Below are 16,098 nucleotides of genomic sequence, written 5' to 3'. Positions count from 1 at the left end.
ATCACGGTGCGGAGTACCTCTCGCCCCACGGGCATATGCCTCGCCCCACCGGTACATGTCTCGGCCCTCCTGCCCCGGATGTGGGCACTGGCCCCCCGGCGCGCGGGAAGATGGGACCATGAGGCATGCTGTTCCGCACGACAGCGAGGCGAGGGGATAGATGAGCGCGGAGTACGGCGGCAGGACCGGCCTACAGGGCAAACTCACCCAGTGGCTGCGCGCCGGGCGCCGGCCGAAGGAGACCGCCGGTGACGGCGGCCGTGAGGCCCTGCTGCTCGCCGCCGCCGCAGCGGGACTGCCGCTCGCGCCCGCCGCCCACCCGGCCGGCTACCGCTGCTCCTGCGACCGCGTCGGCTGTCCCACCCCGGCCCGGCACCCGGTGTCCTTCGCCTGGCAGACGCAGTCGACCACCGACCGCGCCCAGATCGAACGCTGGGCCCGCCATCAGCCGCAGGCCAACTTCATCACCGCGACCGGCATGGTGCACGACGTCCTCGACGTGCCCCTGGATGCCGGTCGCAGTGCGTTGGAGCGGCTGCTCGCCGACGGTGTCGAGGTCGGGCCCGTCGCCGAGAGCGACGACGGCCGGATGCTGTTCTTCACACTCACCCGCGGCACGCCCGAGGACGAGGACGAGTGGTGGCCGTGCGAACTGGACTGCCACCCCGAGACGATGGACGAGCACCCCGGACTGCGGTGGCACTGCCGCGGCTCCTACGTCCTCGTACCGCCGGCGCGGCTGCCCGGCGAGCACCAGACGGTGCACTGGGTGCGCGGGCCCGAGCATCCGCTGCCGGATCCGCTGACCCTGCTGGAGACCCTGACCGAGGCCTGCGCCCGGTACGCCGGTGAGGAAGCCGACCAGGCCGGGGCGGCCTGGCCGCTGCGGCACTGAGCCGGTCCTGCCCTGCTCCTACGAGCCTTCCGCTGAGCTGCTCCTACGAGCCTTCCGCCGAGGTCATTCCCTGGATCCGGCCGAGGATCGTCACCTGCCGGCCGGCGCTGCCCTTCGGCGGGTCCAGCGCCACCTCGTTGGAGACGAACTCCATCAGGAGGGACTGCTTGACCTCGCCCTTCGTCAGCGCGAGGACGTCCTCGTTGGGGATGGGGAACGTCGTGCCCGCGTAGGCCGTCTGCTTCTCGTAGTGCCGTGTCGTGAAGAACACCAGTGCGCCGCCGTCCGCCGTGCGCAGGGCGAGGGGCTGGTAGTCACCGTTGGTCAGCGGCTCGTCGATGTACTGGGTGACCAGGCCCGGCCTCTTGGCGTTCTTCTCGCGCAGGGCGCGCCACTGGCTGGTGTGGGAGCCGTCGGCGAAGGTGTTCCCGCCGTTCTTGAGGTAGGTCGTGTACTCCTGGCTCAGGTCGCCGGGGGTGGCGGCCAGGCCGGTCGAGTTCACCGGGACGGACTCGGCCCAGCCGTCCGCGTCCTTCTTGAACTGCGGGACCTTGCCCGGTGCGACGAGGGTGAGATAGGCGACCTGGAAGGGGTCGTCCAGACTGCTGCGGGTGAACACGAGCAGCCAGCGGGCGGTGCCGCCCTTGTTGCCGGCCGCGTCGACGAGGAACCAGCGGGGCCAGCCGGCCTTCTTGGGGATCGTGTACTTCGCGTCCGTCAGCTTCAGGGGCGTGTGGTTCGGGTTGCCGTCCGGGCTGTTCGTCTTGCCGGCCTTCAGACGTGCCGAGTCGATGTCGGCCAGCGCTCCGGTGGTGTGGTCGGCGTCCAGGGAGGCGTCGTAGGCCTTGTCGGCCTCGTTGTACGCGGTCGTGAACTCCTGGAGGGCCTTGGCGGCTTCGGCGCGGGTGGTGGACGGGAGGATCTCCCGTTCGCCGTGCACCACGACGCATCCGCTCGCCGTCAACGACAAAGCGGTCACCGAGGCTGCTATGAGGGCGCTCCGGGCGGACCTGCGGAGCGTTCGAGGGTCGCGATCCCTGCTCATCGGGTTCCTTCACCTTCCCCTTTCCGGAGGCGAACCCTACCGGGTGCCTCCGGCGGTCGGGCGGGGGTGGGTGCGCGCGGCGCCCCGGCCTCACTTGTCGCCGGCCGGTGTCGCTGCCGTCCGGCGCTGGCCGAGGCCCGTCGGCGCCAGGAACAGTGCCAGGGTCGGGAGCAGGTACAGCAGCCACACCGCGACTTGGAGCACTGTCGGGTCCGGCTGGAAGTTGAACACGCCCTTGAGCAACGTGCCGTACCAACTGTCCGGCGGAATCGTGCTGGAGACGTCGAAGGCCTTGTCGCCCAGGCCGGGCAGGAAGCGAGCCTCCTGCAAGTCGTGGAAGCCGTACGCCAGTACGCCCGCGGCCACGACGACGAGCATGCCGCCGGTCCAGGTGAAGAACCGGGCGAGGTTGATGCGCAGGGCGCCCCGGTAGAACAGCCAGCCCAGGAGGACCGCCGTCAACAGGCCCAGGGCGACACCGGCCAGAGGGCGCGGGCTGCCGTCGCTCGCCGCGTGGACCGAGGCCCAGACGAACAGGGCCGTTTCCAGGCCCTCCCGGCCCACCGCCAGGAACGCCGTGGCGACCAGCGCGCCCGTGCCCATGGCGAGCGCCGCGTCCAGCTTGCCGTGCAGTTCGGACTTCAGGTGCCGGGCGGTGCGCCGCATCCAGAACACCATCCACGTCACCAGCGCGACCGCGAGGATCGACAGGGACCCGCCGAGCGCCTCCTGCGCCTCGAACGTCAGCTCCTGCGAGCCGAATTCGAGGGCGCAGCCGAAGCCGAGCGCGAGGGCGACCGCGATGCCGATGCCGATCCAGATCGGGCGCAGCGCGTCCCTGCGGTCCGTCTTGACCAGATAGGCGATGAGGATGCAGACGACGAGGCTCGCCTCCAGGCCTTCGCGCAGACCGATCAGGTAGTTGGAGAACAACGGGCTCAGGCCTCCTTGGAGAACAGCGTCCGGCCCCACCAGTCGTCCTTGTCGCGGACGCCCGGCGGGATGGCGAAGAGCGCCGAACCCACGTGCTGGATGTACTCGTTGAGCGCGTCCGTGGCGAGGTTGCGCTGGATCGGGATGAAGCCCTCGCGGACGTCCCGCTGGTAGGCCAGGAAGAACAGGCCCGCGTCCAGGCGGCCCAGTCCGTCCGTGCCGTCGGTGAAGGAGTAGCCGCGGCGCAGGATCGTCGCCCCGTGGTTGGCGTCGGGGTGCGCCAGCCGGACGTGCGCGTCGGGCTTCATGGCCTTCAGGAACGGCTCGTCGCGCTCCTTCGCCTTGCCGACCGGGGCGCCCTCGCCCTTGTCCCGGCCGAAGATGTCCTCCTGCTCCTGGAGCGAGGTGCGGTCCCAGGTCTCGATGTGCATGCGGATGCGGCGGGCGACCAGGTAGGAGCCGCCCTCCAGCCAGGGCGGGCCGTCCTCGCCGTCCACCCAGACGAACTTCTTCAGCCGGTCCGTCTCCGTGCCCGCGATGTTGCGGGTGCCGTCCTTGAAGCCCATCAGGTTGCGCGGCGTCTGTGCCTCGGGTGTCGTCGACGACGTTTTGCCGAAGCCGAGCTGCGACCAGCGGATGACGACCTTGCCGAAGCCGATGCGGGCCAGGTTGCGGACGGCGTGCACCGCGACCTGGGGGTCGTCCGCGCAGGCCTGGATGCACAGGTCGCCGCCGCTGCGGTTCTTGTCCAGGTTGTCGCCCGCGAACTTCGGCAGGTCCACGAGGGCGTCCGGTCGTCGCCCGGCCAGGCCGAACTTCTCGAACAGACTCGGACCGAAGCCGATCGTGAGGGTCAGGCGGGAGGGCTTGAGGTCCAGGGCCTCGCCGGTGTCGTCCGGGGGCGCCTCGGGGAGGCCGCCGAAGCCGCCCTCGCCCACCGCCTGCCCGGCCGTCATGCGGCGGGCGGCCTGCGTCCAGTCCTTCAGCAGCCGGACGAACTCCGCCCGGTCGTCGGTCGTCACGTCGAACGCGGCGAAGTGCAGCCGGTCCTGCACCGGGGTGGCGATGCCCGCCTGGTGCGGGCCGTGGAAGGCGATCGCGGTCCCGGTGTCCGGCGCGGGATCGTCGTCGGTGCGGGCCATCGCCACCGCTCCGCCCGCCGCGGCGGCGCCGAGGGCCAGGCCCGCGCCGCCCCAGCCGAGCAGGGCGCGCCGGGAGGGGGAGTGGGACGGGGAGTGGGAGGGGATGTCGTTGTCCGTCATGGCGGGCGGCCCCTCTACTTCGCGACTGCGGCGGCGAGCTTCGACAGCGGCTCCGCCAGCGCGTTGACCGCGTCCGAGAGTTCCTTCCGGTCGGCCTTGCCGACCTTGTCGTAGGAGGTGAAGTCGTACGACGCCGGGTCCGGGCGGTACTTGTCGAGCAGCTTGTTCAGGGTGGCGAACTGCTTGTCCAGCTCCGTGGTGAGAGCCTTGTCGTTCTCCTGCGCGACCGGCTTCAACAGCTCGTACGACTTCTGCGCGCCCTCGACGTTGGCCTTGAAGTCGACCAGGTCGGTGTGCGAGTAGCGCTCCTCCTCGCCGGTGACCTTGCCGGTGGCGACCTCGTCGAGGAGTTCCTTGGCGCCGTTGGCCATCGAGGTCGGGGTGATCTCCGCCTTGCCGACCCGGTCCTGCCAGTCCGTCAGGTCGGTGATGAGCCGGTCGGCGAGCTCCTTCTCCCGGTCGCCGATCTTCTTGTCCTGCCAGAGGGCCTTCTCCAGGCGGTGCCAGCCGGTCCAGTCCGTGGCGGGGTCCTGGCCGTCCTCCAAGCCGTCCTCGCGGACGTCGACCTTGGGGTCGATGTCGCCGAAGGACTCGGCGACCGGCTCGGTGCGCTCCCAGCCGATGCGGGACGGGGCGTACGCCTTCTTCGCGGCTTCCAGGTCGCCGTCCTTGACGGCCCGGGCGAAGGTCTCGGCCTTGGGCAGGGTCTCGTCGGCCTGCTCCTGCGTGTAGGCGCGGTAGGCCGCCACGGCCTCGTCCAGGCGCGGGTCGCGCTTGACCGCCTTGCCGCCGGTCGCCTTGACGGCCTGGCGGATGCCCTTGCCCTTCATGCCGGGCTTGCAGGCGATCTGGTAGTCGCCGGCCTTCACCTCGGCGGTGACCCGCTGCTTGGTGCCGGGGCCTATGTTCTCCCGCTCGGTGACCACACGGTCGTCGGGGAAGAGGACGTAGACCTCGGTGACCTTGGAACCCTTGTTCTCGACGGCCAGTTCGACGTGTCCGGCGGGGAACTCCTTCTTCGACACCTCGCACTTGTCGTCCGTGGCCGTCACCTGCACGACGTGGTCGCCGTCCTCGGCGTTGCTCTTCTCCGTGCAGCCGGTGACGGCGGCCAGAGCCGCCGCGGCGGCGATCGCGACGGATACGGGGCTGGCGGGTCGCATGAAAGCTCCAGGAGGACGGGAAGGTGAGGCTCACCTAAGCCAGATAAGGATTACTTAAGTGGCTCAAAATCGCTGTCATGAAGAGGTCAAGGGAAGGTCAAAGGTCGCGCTTCGGGATGATCAGGGGCACCGGATGCCCGGGACGACCTGGCCGCCGGGGCGGTGTTTGAATGCCCCCGTGACTGACTACGACGTGCTCCGCGTCTTCTGCGGGCCGAACGGTGGATACGGCAACGAACTCGGTGTCGTGCGCGAGGGTTCGGTGATGCCCGAGCGCGGTGAGCGGCAGGCGTTCGCCGCGAAGCTCGGGTTCAGTGAGACCGTGTTCGTCGACGACCCCGAGCGCGGGGTGATCGACATCTACACGCCCACCGTGCGCCTGCCCTTCGCCGGGCACCCGTGTGTCGGGACGGCCTGGCTGCTCGACGTGCCCGAACTGGTCACGCCCGCCGGGGTGGTCGGTGCCCGGCAGGACGGGGAGTTCTGCTGGATCGAGGCGCGGGCGGAGTGGGTGCCGCAGCGCACCCTGCGGCAGTACGGCAGCGCCGCCGAGGTCGACGGCCTGGCCGTGCCCGCGCCGGGGGAGTGGGTGTACGCCTGGGCGTGGGAGGACGAGCCCGCCGGACGGGTGCGGGCCCGGGCCTTCCCCGGACGCGGCGACGGGATCGACGAGGACGAGGCGACCGGGGCGGCGGCCCTGCTGCTCACCGACCGGCTCGGCCGGGCCCTCAACATCACCCAGGGCGCGGGCTCCCAGATCCTGACCGCACCCCAGCCGGGCGGCTGGACCGAGGTCGGCGGCCGGGTGCACCTCGAACGCTGACGCTCACGCCGACAGCGGGAACTCCTCGCCCAGTGCCTGGAACACCGCGTTGTTCAGCGCGTACGCCTGCTTGCACTCGGACACGACCCGCTGCCGCTCCAGCTCGTCCCCGGGCAGCGCGTCCAGCAGCTCCCAGTAACCCCGCTTGAAGGCGGCCGGGTTGGGGATCTCCTCGAACACGTAGAAGCGGACCCCGTCGCCCTTCTTCGGCAGACCCCATGCCCTCTCGGCCGTGTCGCGGATGATCTGCCCGCCGGAGAGGTCGCCGAGGTAGCGGGTGTAGTGGTGGGCGACGTAACCGGCCGGCCAGGTGCGGGCGCAGTCGGAGATACGTCGCGCGTACTCCAGGGTGGCGGGCAGCGCGCTGATGCCGGCTCGCCAGCCGGGGCCGCGCAGGTACTCCAGGTCCTGCTCCAGCGCGGGCATCCGGAACAGCTCCGGGCGGACGAAGGGGCCGGCCACCGGGTCCCCGGCCAGGCGCTCGGCGCCGGACTCCAGTGCCCCGTACACGAACCACAGCTGCTCCGTGTAGCGGGCGAACGCGTCGACCCCCAGCCTGTGCCCCAGCAGGTCGCTCATGAACGTCGAGCCCCTGACCTCCTCGTGCTGCTCTCGGGAAGCGGTCCGGATGAGGGTCGAGAAGGATTCCATGGGCCCACTCCCTGTTCCCGACACTGTGTCGGTAAAAACCATACTCCGGAGCCATGGAAAAAGCCCGCCCTCCGAGGAGAGCGGGCCATCAGCCGTGGGGCGTGGGTGCTACGGCAGCGTGAGGATCTCCGCGCCCGACTCCGTCACCACCAGCGTGTGCTCGAACTGGGCCGTCCGCTTGCGGTCCTTCGTCACGACCGTCCAGCCGTCGTCCCACATGTCGTACTCGTGCGTCCCGAGCGTCAGCATCGGCTCGATCGTGAACGTCATTCCGGGCTGGATCACCGTCGTCGCGTGCGGGCTGTCGTAGTGCGGGATGATCAGGCCCGAGTGGAACGAGCTGTTGATGCCGTGGCCGGTGAAGTCCCGGACCACGCCGTAGCCGAAGCGCTTGGCGTACGACTCGATGACCCGGCCGATGATGTTGATCTGCCGGCCCGGCTTGACCGCCTTGATCGCCCGGTCGAGGGACTCCCGGGTCCGCTCCACCAGCAGCCGCGACTCCTCGTCGACGTCACCGACCAGGTAGGTCGCGTTGTTGTCGCCGTGCACACCGCCGATGTACGCCGTCACATCCAGGTTGACGATGTCGCCGTCGCGCAGGACGGTGGAGTCCGGGATGCCGTGGCAGATGACCTCGTTGACCGAGGTGCACAGCGACTTCGGGAAGCCCCGGTAGCCGAGCGTGGAGGGGTATGCGCCGTGGTCGCACATGTACTCGTGCGCCACCCTGTCCAGCTCGTCGGTGGTCACCCCGGGGGCGATCAGCTTCGCGGCCTCCGCCATCGCCCGGGCGGCGATCCGGCCGGCGAGCCGCATCGCCTCGATCGTCTCGGGCGTCTGCACCTCCGGTCCGGTGTACGGCGTCGGCGCGGGCTTGCCGACGTACTCGGGGCGGCGGATGTTTCCGGGCACGGGACGGGTGGGGGACAGCTCCCCCGGTACGAGCAGCGACTGGCCAGACATGCCAGCGAGTCTAACCAGCGGCCATGGGGGAACATGACGGTGGCGAGAGGAGCTGGTCATGGCCCTGTTCAAGAAGCGGACGGTCGGCAAGCCGGGTGAGTGGTACTACTGCCTGGAACACAAGAAGGTCGAGGAGGGGCCGGAGTGCCCCAACAAGGACCGGTTCGGGCCGTACGCCTCCCGTCCGGAAGCCGAGCACGCGATGGAGACCGCCCGCGCACGCAACCTCCAGTGGGAGAACGACCCCAAGTGGCACGACGCTCCGGCGGGCGGCCGCAACGACGAGTAGGCGCACCCCGGCGGCTGCGCGGCCGGTCGCGCAGCCGCACCACCGGCACACCCGGTCCGGGACGTGTTCCTACCAGCGTGCCGGCGGAGGCGCCGTCAGGTGTTCCGCCAGTCTCGCCACCCTGTCCCGGAACCGGCGGCGGCCGCGTGGCGTCGGCAGCGCGTTCTCCCCGGCCGCCGCGCTGACCAGGTGCTGGACCGTGTCCAGGTCCAGCTCCGAGCCGTCGGGGACGGCCAGGGCCTCGTGGGCCATCGCCGGCAGCTCGCCCTCACCCGGGCCGAGGGACAGCACCGTCGCCCCGGCGCGCCGGGCGTCGGACACCCGTTCAAGGAGGGGTGAGGCAGGGACCTCGGGGGACACCACCAGCAGCGTCTCGCCCCGCCGGGCCGCCTCCAGCCGCCCGAGGCCCACCGCCAGATGCGCCGGATCCGAGGGGCGCGCGTCATGCCGAACCAGGGTCGGGGCCAGCTCGGGCGTGCCCGACCACGCCGCCTCGTCCACCAGGTGGGCCGCCAGGTGCCACGGCTCGTACTCCGGCGTGCCGACGAGCAGCAGCCCGCCGCCGTGCGGCACCACCGACCCCCGCAGCGCACCGGCGAACCGCCGCGTGGCGCCCAGCCACTCCGTCCCGACGAGCACTTCCCGCAACAGCGCGACCCGAACGGCATCCATACGACCGCATCCTGCCCCAACCGGTCAGTCGTGACGTGGAATTCACCACGCATTAGCCCGGCCTGGGCAGAGGGACCGGTCATCCGTACCCTCGTCGAACATCCGGAGGAAGCCGCCGATGACCGAGACCAGCGTCCCCTTCCGCGCCGGCCGGGAGGGGTACGCCAGCTTCCGCATCCCCGCCGTCGTCGCCACACTCGACGCCACCCTGCTCGCCTTCTGCGAGGGCCGCGTCGGCTCCCGGGACGACTTCGGGAACATCGACATCGTCCTCAAACGCTCCACGGACGGCGGCCGCACCTGGAGCCCGCTGCAGGTCGTCGCGGAGAACGGCGACGCCCTCGCCGGCAACCCGGCACCCGTGGTCCTCGACACCGGCCGCGTCCTCCTCGTACACGTACGCAACGCCGCGCTCGCCACCGAGGACGCCATCCGGCGCGGCAAGGTGAGCGCGGCCGACGGGCGCCGGGTCTGGGTGCGGCACAGCGACGACGACGGCCTCACCTGGTCCGCGCCGAGGGAGATCACCCGGGAGACCAAGGAGCCGCACTGGCGCTGGTACGCCACCACACCCGGCCACGCCCTCCAGTTGAGCACCGGACGGATCGTCGTCCCCGCCAACCACTCCCTGCCGCCCACCGGCACGGACAACGGCACGGAAGGCAGGTACAACGGCGGCCACTGCCTGCTCAGCGACGACCGGGGCGCGACCTGGCGGATCGGCTACGTCGACGACAACACCGACGGCTACATCAACGCCAACGAGACCACCGCCGCCGAACTCCCCGACGGCCGCGTCTACTTCAACACCCGCAACGACTCCCCGTCGCCCGGCACCCGCGCCGACGCCCACTCGGCCGACGGCGGCCAGAGCCTGGTGAAACCCTTCCGTCCGCAGGCCGGCCTGTCCGCTCCCGTGTGCCAGGCGAGCGTCCTCCAGCTCCGCGACCCGGACGTGCTGCTCTACTCCGGCCCCGCCGACCCGGGCTTCCGCGCGCTGATGACGATCCGCGCCTCCACCGACGGCGGCACCACCTGGCGCCCGGCCCACACGGTGGACGGCCTGCCCGCCGCCTACTCCGACCTCGTGCGCGTCGACGCGGACACCGTGGGTCTGCTGTACGAGACCGGTGACTTCGGCGCCTACGAGACCATCACCTTCCGCCGGGTGCCAGTGACGGAGCTGACCTGAGCCGACGGCTGCGGCGGACGTAGAGTCGGGGCCATGACCTCTACCGACAGTGCTGCCACCGACAACGCCCAGAAGGCCCCCGCCAAGGACCCCTGGGACCTGCCCGACGTCTCCGGACTGGTCGTCGGGGTGCTCGGCGGGACCGGGCCGCAGGGCAAGGGCCTCGCCTACCGGCTCGCCCGGGCCGGCCAGAAGGTGATCATCGGCTCGCGGGCGGCCGAGCGCGCCCGGGCCGCCGCGGAGGAGCTCGGCCACGGCGTCGAGGGCGCCGACAACGCCGAGACCGCGCGCCGCAGCGACATCGTGATCGTCGCCGTGCCGTGGGACGGCCACGGCAAGACGCTGGAGTCCCTGCGCGAGGAGCTGGCCGGCAAGCTCGTCGTCGACTGCGTCAACCCGCTCGGCTTCGACAAGAAGGGCGCCTACGCCCTCAAGCCCGAGGAGGGCAGCGCCGCCGAGCAGGCCGCCGCCCTGCTGCCGGACTCCCGGGTCACGGCCGCCTTCCACCACCTGTCGGCCGTGCTGCTCCAGGACCCGGAGATCGACGAGATCGACACCGACGTGATGGTGCTCGGCGAGGTCCGCGCCGACGTCGAGATCGTGCAGGCCCTCGCCGGGCGCATCCCGGGCATGCGCGGCATCTTCGCGGGGCGGCTGCGCAACGCCCACCAGGTGGAGTCGCTGGTGGCGAACCTGATCTCCGTGAACCGCCGGTACAAGGCGCACGCGGGGCTCCGCGTCACGGACGTCTGACGGCATGGGGGACACTGGACGGCACCAGCAGTGCCCGCAGTGTCCCCCGACAGGAGTCGACCGAATGCCCCGCCTCGCCCTCTACGCCCTGATCGTCTGCGTCCTCGCCGTGGCCGCGGCCGTGGTCTCCTTCACGCGGGGCAGCTGGCTGGGCATCGTCTGGGTGCTGCTGGCGGGCCTGTCGTCCAACATGTGCTGGTACTACGTGAAGCGCGGCAAGCAGGAGAAGTCCGTCACGGGCTGACGCCTCAGGGAGCGGCCGAGCAGAACTCGTTCGAGCCCTGCCAGAAGCGGTACAGCTCCTGACCGCAGTACGTCTCGAAGTCGCTGATCCCGAGCGACTTCAGGAGCGAGTCGACGACGTCGAAGAACACGCCGTTGACCGCCGGCAGCCACAGCAGCGCGAACACGAACAGCAGGCCGAACGGCGCGAACGGCTCCACCTGCCGCCGGATGCCGTACGACAGCCAGGGCTCGATGACGCCGTAGCCGTCCAGGCCCGGCACCGGCAGGAAGTTCAGCAGCGCGGCCGTCACCTGAAGCAGCGCGAGGAAGGCCAGGGCGAACCGGAAGTCGGCCGGCACGCCGTCCAGCGCGTCCAGCCAGAACGGGGCCGTGCACACGAGTGCGAACAGCACGTTCGTCAACGGACCGGCAGCCGAGATCAGACTGTGCTTCCAGCGCCCCTGGATCCGCCCCCGCTCGATGAACACGGCACCGCCGGGCAGGCCGATCCCGCCCATGATCACGAAGATCACCGGGAGGACGATGCTGAGCAGGGCGTGCGTGTACTTCAGCGGGTTCAGGGTGAGGTACCCCTTCGCGCCGACCGAGATGTCGCCGCTGTGCAGGGCGGTGCGCGCGTGCGCGTACTCGTGCAGACACAGCGAGACGATCCAGGCCGCCGTCACGAAGAGGAACACGGCGACCCCGGGCTGCTGCGCGAACCCGGTCCAGGTGGCCCACCCCGTGACCGCCGTCACGGCCAGAATCCCGACGAAGACGGGACTGATCCGCCGTTCACTGTGGCGGCTGGTGGCGGTGGTCATGGGACTCCCTGCACTCTCGAACACGCGATGGGACGCCCGACGGTACCGGGCGCAGGGGGAAAACGTCTCGCGCGGGGCGGTCGGTTCCGGGAGGGTGGGGGCATGGGGCTCTGGCACGTGATCTACGAGGACTGGCAGATGGAGTGCTGCGGCACGCCGTTCTCGGTGGGGGACGAGGTGAGCTGGCCGCTGCTGCTCCTGGACGCGGACGATGTGTTCGGCGGCGGCTGGCACGACCAGCTCACGAAGGTCGCCGGACCGGTCGAGGACGTGGGCGGCGTCCGGGTCGTGCGCGAGGAGACGGGCCTCACCGTCGCCCTGGGCGCGGACCCCGACGACGAGGAGGACCGGCGGCCGAAACCGGGGGACCGGGCCCGGTCGGTCGGGCTGCTGTCCGTCGAGCGGCACGGTGCGAGGTGGCCCCACGTCAGCGGTCGGGTGCGGGCCGTGCAGGTGCTGGTCCAGTCGTACGCCGAGAGCGCGCCAGGCTCGCGCTCCTGGGAGCCGGTCGCGGGCAGGCGGCGGCTGCGGAGGGTGGAGCGGTGCCCCGAGTGGTTCTCCGACGGCGAGGTGGAGCAGGAGTCCGACGGCCGGGCACTGCGGCGCAGGGAGTCGGGAGTGGTGGTGGCCCTGGAGGTCCCGGGCACCGACTCGTGGCTCTCGCACGCCGTCCGTGAGGCCCGGGGCATCCCACAGGAGGGTGCCGAGCCGGGCGCGGAGACGCAGGGCATCACGGCGGCCGCGCTGACGGACCTGCTGGAGACGCTGAGCACGGTCGCGGCCCCGCCGGGGAGCCACGACCGGTCCGGCACCACCCGGGCCCGCCGGCATGCCTGAGCACCGCCCCGCCGGACCACGGGGCCGGAAGACCGTGTCCGCCGGCGCCCGTCGCCTGCGGCTCGCTGCCCGGCGGTTCCCTCACGACCGGCCGCCGCAGTCGCCTCCCCCGACGCCGGGCGTCATGACCCGGCACCGGCCCTCATGACCGGGCGCCGGCCCTCACAACTCGGCACCGGCCCGCATGACCTGGCGCCCCGGCCACCGGTGGCCACACACCGGCCCCGCCGCCCGCCGCGCCGCCCGATGCCGTGCCCCGCCCTCGTACCACCGGAGACAATGGACCCCGTGCGCTACCGCATCCTCGGCACCACGCAGGCGCTCCGCACCGACGGCACGGTCGTCCCGGTGGGCGGGGCGCGGCTGCGTGCGCTGCTGACCGTGCTGGCCCTGCGGGCCGGCCGTACCGTGCCCGTGGGGCTGCTGGTCGAGGAGGTGTGGGGCGGTGACCCGCCCGCTGACGCCCCGGGGGCGCTCCAGGCGCTGGTCGGGCGGCTGCGGCGGGCGCTCGGGGCGGACGCGGTCGCCTCCGACGAGGGCGGGTACCGGCTCACGGCCGCGCCCGACGACGTCGACCTGCACCGGTTCGAGCGGCTGGCCGGAGAAGGACTGCGGGCCCTGGCCGACGCAGACCCCGCCAAGGCGGCCGCGGTCCTGGACGATGCCCTCGCCCTGTGGCACGGCCCGGCCCTCGCCGACCTCCCCGACCGCGCCGCAGAGGCGGCCCGCCGGGACACCCGACGCCTGGACGTGCTGCGCGCCCGCCACAGCGCCGCCCTCGCCCTCGGCCAGGCCGAACAGTCCCTGCCCGAACTGACCGCCCTGTGCGACAGCCACCCTCTGGACGAGCCCCTCCAGACCCTGCGCCTGCGCGCCCTGCGCGACGCCGGCCGCACGGCGGAGGCGCTGGACGCTTACGAGGACGTGCGGCGGCTGCTCGCCGACCGGCTCGGGACCGACCCGGGGCCGGAACTGCGCTCCCTGCACGCGGAGTTGCTGCAGCTGGGAGACGGCGGCCCCGGCTCCGCGCCCGTCGCGGACACCCCGGCCGTCGGCAACCTGCGCGCCCGCCTCACCTCCTTCATCGGCCGCGAGAGCGACATCGAGACCATCCGGGGCGATCTCACAGCGGCCCGCCTGGTCACGCTGCTCGGACCCGGCGGGGCCGGCAAGACCCGGCTGTCGCAGGAGGCCGCCGAGACCCTGCGGCACGCCATGCCGGGTGGCGTGTGGCTGGCCGAACTCGCCCCGGTCGACGACCCCGCCGCCGTACCGGAGGCCGTGCTCACCGCCGTCGGCGCCCGCGAGACCGTGCTGTACGGCGCCGGCGCCGAGGGCATCCGGGCCGCCGTGGCCGACCGGCTCGACGACCCCGTCGCACGGCTCGCCGAGCACTGCTCCCGGTCCCGCATGCTGCTGATCCTCGACAACTGCGAGCACGTCGCCGACGCCGCGGCCCGGCTCACCGAGGAACTGCTGGAGCGCTGCCCCGGCCTGACCGTCCTCGCCACCAGCCGCGAACCCCTCGGCGTGCCCGGCGAGTTGCTGCGGCCCGTGGATCCGCTGCCCGAGCCGGTCGCACTGCGGCTGCTCGCCGACCGGGGCGCGGCGGCCCGGCCCGGCTTCCGGACCGAGGACGACCCCGAGGCGTGCGCGGAGATCTGCCGGCGCCTCGACGGCCTGCCGCTGGCCATCGAACTGGCCGCCGCCCGGCTGCGGATACTGACGCCACGCCAGATCGCCGACAGGCTCGACGACCGCTTCCGTCTCCTCACTTCCGGGAGCCGGACCGTCCTGCCCCGCCAGCAGACCCTCAGAGCCGTCGTCGACTGGTCCTGGGACCTGCTCGACGAGGACGAACGGGACGTCCTGCGACGGCTGTCGGTGTTCGCGGGCGGCTGCGACCTGCCCGCCGCCGAGGCCGTGTGCGGGCCGGTCGCCCTGGAGACGCTCGGCTCGCTCGTCGACCGCTCCCTGGTCGTCGCCACACCGCCCGGCGAGTCCGCCGACGGCGAGATGCGCTACCGGCTGCTGGAGACCGTCGCCGAGTACGCCGCCGAGCGGCTGGACGAGTCCGGGCAGCGCGCCGAGGCCGAGCGCGCCCACCTGACGTACTTCCGCGAACTCGCCCGCACCACCGACCCGTTGCTGCGCGGTCCGGGCCAGCTCGCCGCGATCCGCCGGCTGGAGCGGGAGTACGAGAACCTGCGCACCGCCCTGCGCCACGCCGTCGCCCTGCGCGACGAGCAGGAGGCGCTGTGCCTGGCGCTGTCCCTCGTCTGGTACTGGCAGATGCGCGACCTGCGCATCGAGGCCCGCAACTGGTGCCGCGAGGTCATGGCGCTGGGCCCCGACCCCTTCACCGAGCCCGTCCGCCGCGCCGCCCCGGTCTGGCAGCGCTGCACCGACGCCCCGCCCCCGATGACCGGCGAGGTCCTCCAGGAGGCCCGGCGCGGCATCCACCTGGCCCATCTGGCCTGCATGGACACCGAACTGGACGCCTGGCAGAACCCGCGCTCCCAGGAGAAGCTGCGGATCATCTCCCGGACCTACGAGCCCGGCCTCCCGCAGAACTGCCGGCTCCCCGGCCTGCTCTGGTTCTTCGCCGTGATGCTGACCGGCGACATGGAACGGCTGCGCGTCATCATCGACGCGTCCATCCGCACCTGCCGGGAGACCCCCGGCTTCGACTGGGAGCTGGCCGCCGGCCTCCAGATGCGGGCCAACTTCCTCGCCAACCGCACCGACTGGGCGGGCGACGCCGCCCGCGACGCCGACGAGTCGCTGGCGATCTACCAGCGCCTCGGTGACACCTGGGGCACCGCCGATGCCCTGGCCGCGCGCGCCGAGGCCCGCGAACGCAAGGGCGACTACGCGAGGGCCGCCGCCGACTACGAGGCGGCCATCGGGCACGCCGAACGGCTCGGAGCCCGCGCCCAGGCGGCCGTCCTCAGCGCCCGGCTGGCCAGCGCGCTGCTGGAGGCGGGCGAGGGCGAACGCGGCGAGCGGCTGCTGCGCGAGGTGATCGCCCAGCACGAGGACTCGCACAGCGAGGCCATGCCCGCAGCCCGCCTCTTCCTGGCCGGCTGGCTCGGCATGACGGACCGCGCCCCCGAGGCACGCGAGCAACTGCGGCGGCTGCGCCAGGACTTCCGCATCGCCCACTTCATCGTCTTCGACGCGTTCATCCTCGGCACGGAGGCCTGGCTGGACGCCACGGAGGGACGGTACGAGGAGTGCCTGGACCGGATCCGCAAGGCGATGGAGCGGGCCGCCGACCCGCTGACCGAGGCCATCGCGCCCCATATGCGCTCGGGCTACCTGATCATCGGTGCCTCGGCCCTGGCCGCCCTCGACGGCGGGCGGCGCGCCGTGGACGCGGCCCGCTGCCTGGGCGCCTTCGACGCCCTGCTGCCGTCCGGCCACGTCGCCCAGCGGCAGGAGCGCCAGACCCGCGAGTGGGCGGAGCGGCAGGCCCGTGCGCTGCTCGGCGACCAGGCGTACGAGACCGCGTACGCGGAGGGCGGCGGCCTCTCCCTGGAGGAGGCCGCCGCCCTGCTCTGAGGCG

Annotated in this window: 15 protein-coding genes and 1 pseudogene; 8 read left to right on the top strand and 8 right to left on the bottom strand. The window is 72.3% G+C overall.

The genetic code is table 11. The annotated features are described in order from the left end of the window. The first annotated feature begins 160 nt into the window (after positions 1-160). Positions 161-895: a bifunctional DNA primase/polymerase gene (locus ACH4G3_RS28620; RefSeq protein ID WP_397627200.1), complete on the top strand. Its 735-nt coding sequence runs from the start codon at positions 161-163 to the stop codon at positions 893-895. Positions 896-938: 43 nt separating this feature from the next. Here the strand turns inward: ACH4G3_RS28620 and ACH4G3_RS28615 are convergent, their stop codons facing one another. From ACH4G3_RS28615 to efeO, 4 genes and pseudogenes are all read right to left on the bottom strand, one after another. Then, entirely contained in the window at positions 939-1,940 is a 1,002-nt protein-coding gene (locus ACH4G3_RS28615; RefSeq protein WP_397627199.1) for an SCO2278 family lipoprotein, read from the bottom strand. After that, a pseudogene (gene efeU / locus ACH4G3_RS28610) lies at positions 1,906-2,873 on the bottom strand (iron uptake transporter permease EfeU); the annotation flags it as partial. The pseudogene efeU and the gene ACH4G3_RS28615, both read right to left, overlap by 35 nt. Before the next feature lie 5 nt (positions 2,874-2,878). Next, positions 2,879-4,135: an iron uptake transporter deferrochelatase/peroxidase subunit gene (gene efeB, locus ACH4G3_RS28605; protein WP_397627198.1), complete on the bottom strand. Its 1,257-nt coding sequence runs from the start codon at positions 4,133-4,135 to the stop codon at positions 2,879-2,881. A 14-nt stretch (positions 4,136-4,149) separates the two neighbouring features. Then, a complete protein-coding gene (efeO, locus tag ACH4G3_RS28600; protein WP_397627197.1) occupies positions 4,150-5,298 on the bottom strand; it encodes an iron uptake system protein EfeO in 1,149 nt (382 codons plus the stop codon). Positions 5,299-5,476: 178 nt separating this feature from the next. On the opposite strand from efeO, the gene ACH4G3_RS28595 reads away from it, so the two are divergent. Then, positions 5,477-6,121, top strand: coding sequence for a PhzF family phenazine biosynthesis protein (locus tag ACH4G3_RS28595; protein ID WP_397627196.1), 645 nt, complete (start codon positions 5,477-5,479; stop codon positions 6,119-6,121). 3 nt (positions 6,122-6,124) lie between these two features. On the opposite strand, the gene ACH4G3_RS28590 is transcribed toward ACH4G3_RS28595, so the two are convergent. Together ACH4G3_RS28590 and map are read right to left on the bottom strand one after the other, a co-directional pair. Continuing rightward, on the bottom strand, positions 6,125-6,772 hold the full coding sequence (locus ACH4G3_RS28590; RefSeq protein ID WP_397627195.1) for a biliverdin-producing heme oxygenase: 648 nt from the start codon (positions 6,770-6,772) through the stop codon (positions 6,125-6,127). Positions 6,773-6,880: 108 nt separating this feature from the next. Beyond that, on the bottom strand, positions 6,881-7,738 hold the full coding sequence (gene map / locus ACH4G3_RS28585) for a type I methionyl aminopeptidase (RefSeq protein ID WP_243380913.1): 858 nt from the start codon (positions 7,736-7,738) through the stop codon (positions 6,881-6,883). A 58-nt stretch (positions 7,739-7,796) separates the two neighbouring features. Between map and ACH4G3_RS28580 the strand changes: the two genes are divergently transcribed. Then, positions 7,797-8,027, top strand: a complete 231-nt coding sequence (locus ACH4G3_RS28580; RefSeq protein WP_020269684.1) for a hypothetical protein — start codon at positions 7,797-7,799, stop codon at positions 8,025-8,027. Between the two features lie 69 nt (positions 8,028-8,096). Here ACH4G3_RS28580 and ACH4G3_RS28575 read toward each other — a convergent pair whose 3' ends face one another. Next, a complete protein-coding gene (locus ACH4G3_RS28575; protein WP_397627194.1) occupies positions 8,097-8,699 on the bottom strand; it encodes a hypothetical protein in 603 nt (200 codons plus the stop codon). Between the two features lie 118 nt (positions 8,700-8,817). Here ACH4G3_RS28575 and ACH4G3_RS28570 point away from each other — a divergent pair, with 118 nt between their 5' ends. From ACH4G3_RS28570 to ACH4G3_RS28560, 3 genes are read left to right on the top strand one after another with little or no spacing between them, the layout of a single operon-like run. After that, complete coding sequence (locus tag ACH4G3_RS28570; RefSeq protein ID WP_397627193.1) at positions 8,818-9,891, top strand: sialidase family protein; 1,074 nt, start codon at positions 8,818-8,820, stop codon at positions 9,889-9,891. A 33-nt stretch (positions 9,892-9,924) separates the two neighbouring features. After that, positions 9,925-10,644, top strand: coding sequence for an NADPH-dependent F420 reductase (npdG, locus tag ACH4G3_RS28565; RefSeq protein ID WP_010036956.1), 720 nt, complete (start codon positions 9,925-9,927; stop codon positions 10,642-10,644). A gap of 4 nt (positions 10,645-10,648) precedes the next feature. Then, positions 10,649-10,888, top strand: a complete 240-nt coding sequence (locus ACH4G3_RS28560) for a hypothetical protein (RefSeq protein ID WP_397627192.1) — start codon at positions 10,649-10,651, stop codon at positions 10,886-10,888. Positions 10,889-10,892: 4 nt separating this feature from the next. On the opposite strand, the gene ACH4G3_RS28555 is transcribed toward ACH4G3_RS28560, so the two are convergent. Then, a complete protein-coding gene (locus tag ACH4G3_RS28555) occupies positions 10,893-11,693 on the bottom strand; it encodes a site-2 protease family protein (protein WP_397627191.1) in 801 nt (266 codons plus the stop codon). Between the two features lie 102 nt (positions 11,694-11,795). Here ACH4G3_RS28555 and ACH4G3_RS28550 point away from each other — a divergent pair, with 102 nt between their 5' ends. Then, positions 11,796-12,530, top strand: coding sequence for a DUF6578 domain-containing protein (locus tag ACH4G3_RS28550; RefSeq protein ID WP_397627190.1), 735 nt, complete (start codon positions 11,796-11,798; stop codon positions 12,528-12,530). A gap of 279 nt (positions 12,531-12,809) precedes the next feature. After that, positions 12,810-16,094, top strand: a complete 3,285-nt coding sequence (locus ACH4G3_RS28545) for an AfsR/SARP family transcriptional regulator (RefSeq protein ID WP_397627189.1) — start codon at positions 12,810-12,812, stop codon at positions 16,092-16,094. Positions 16,095-16,098 lie beyond the last annotated feature (4 nt).

This window comes from Streptomyces afghaniensis (assembly GCF_044327915.1).
Taxonomy (GTDB): Bacteria; Actinomycetota; Actinomycetes; order Streptomycetales; family Streptomycetaceae; genus Streptomyces; species Streptomyces afghaniensis.
This window is presented reverse-complemented; position numbering and strand designations above follow the sequence as displayed.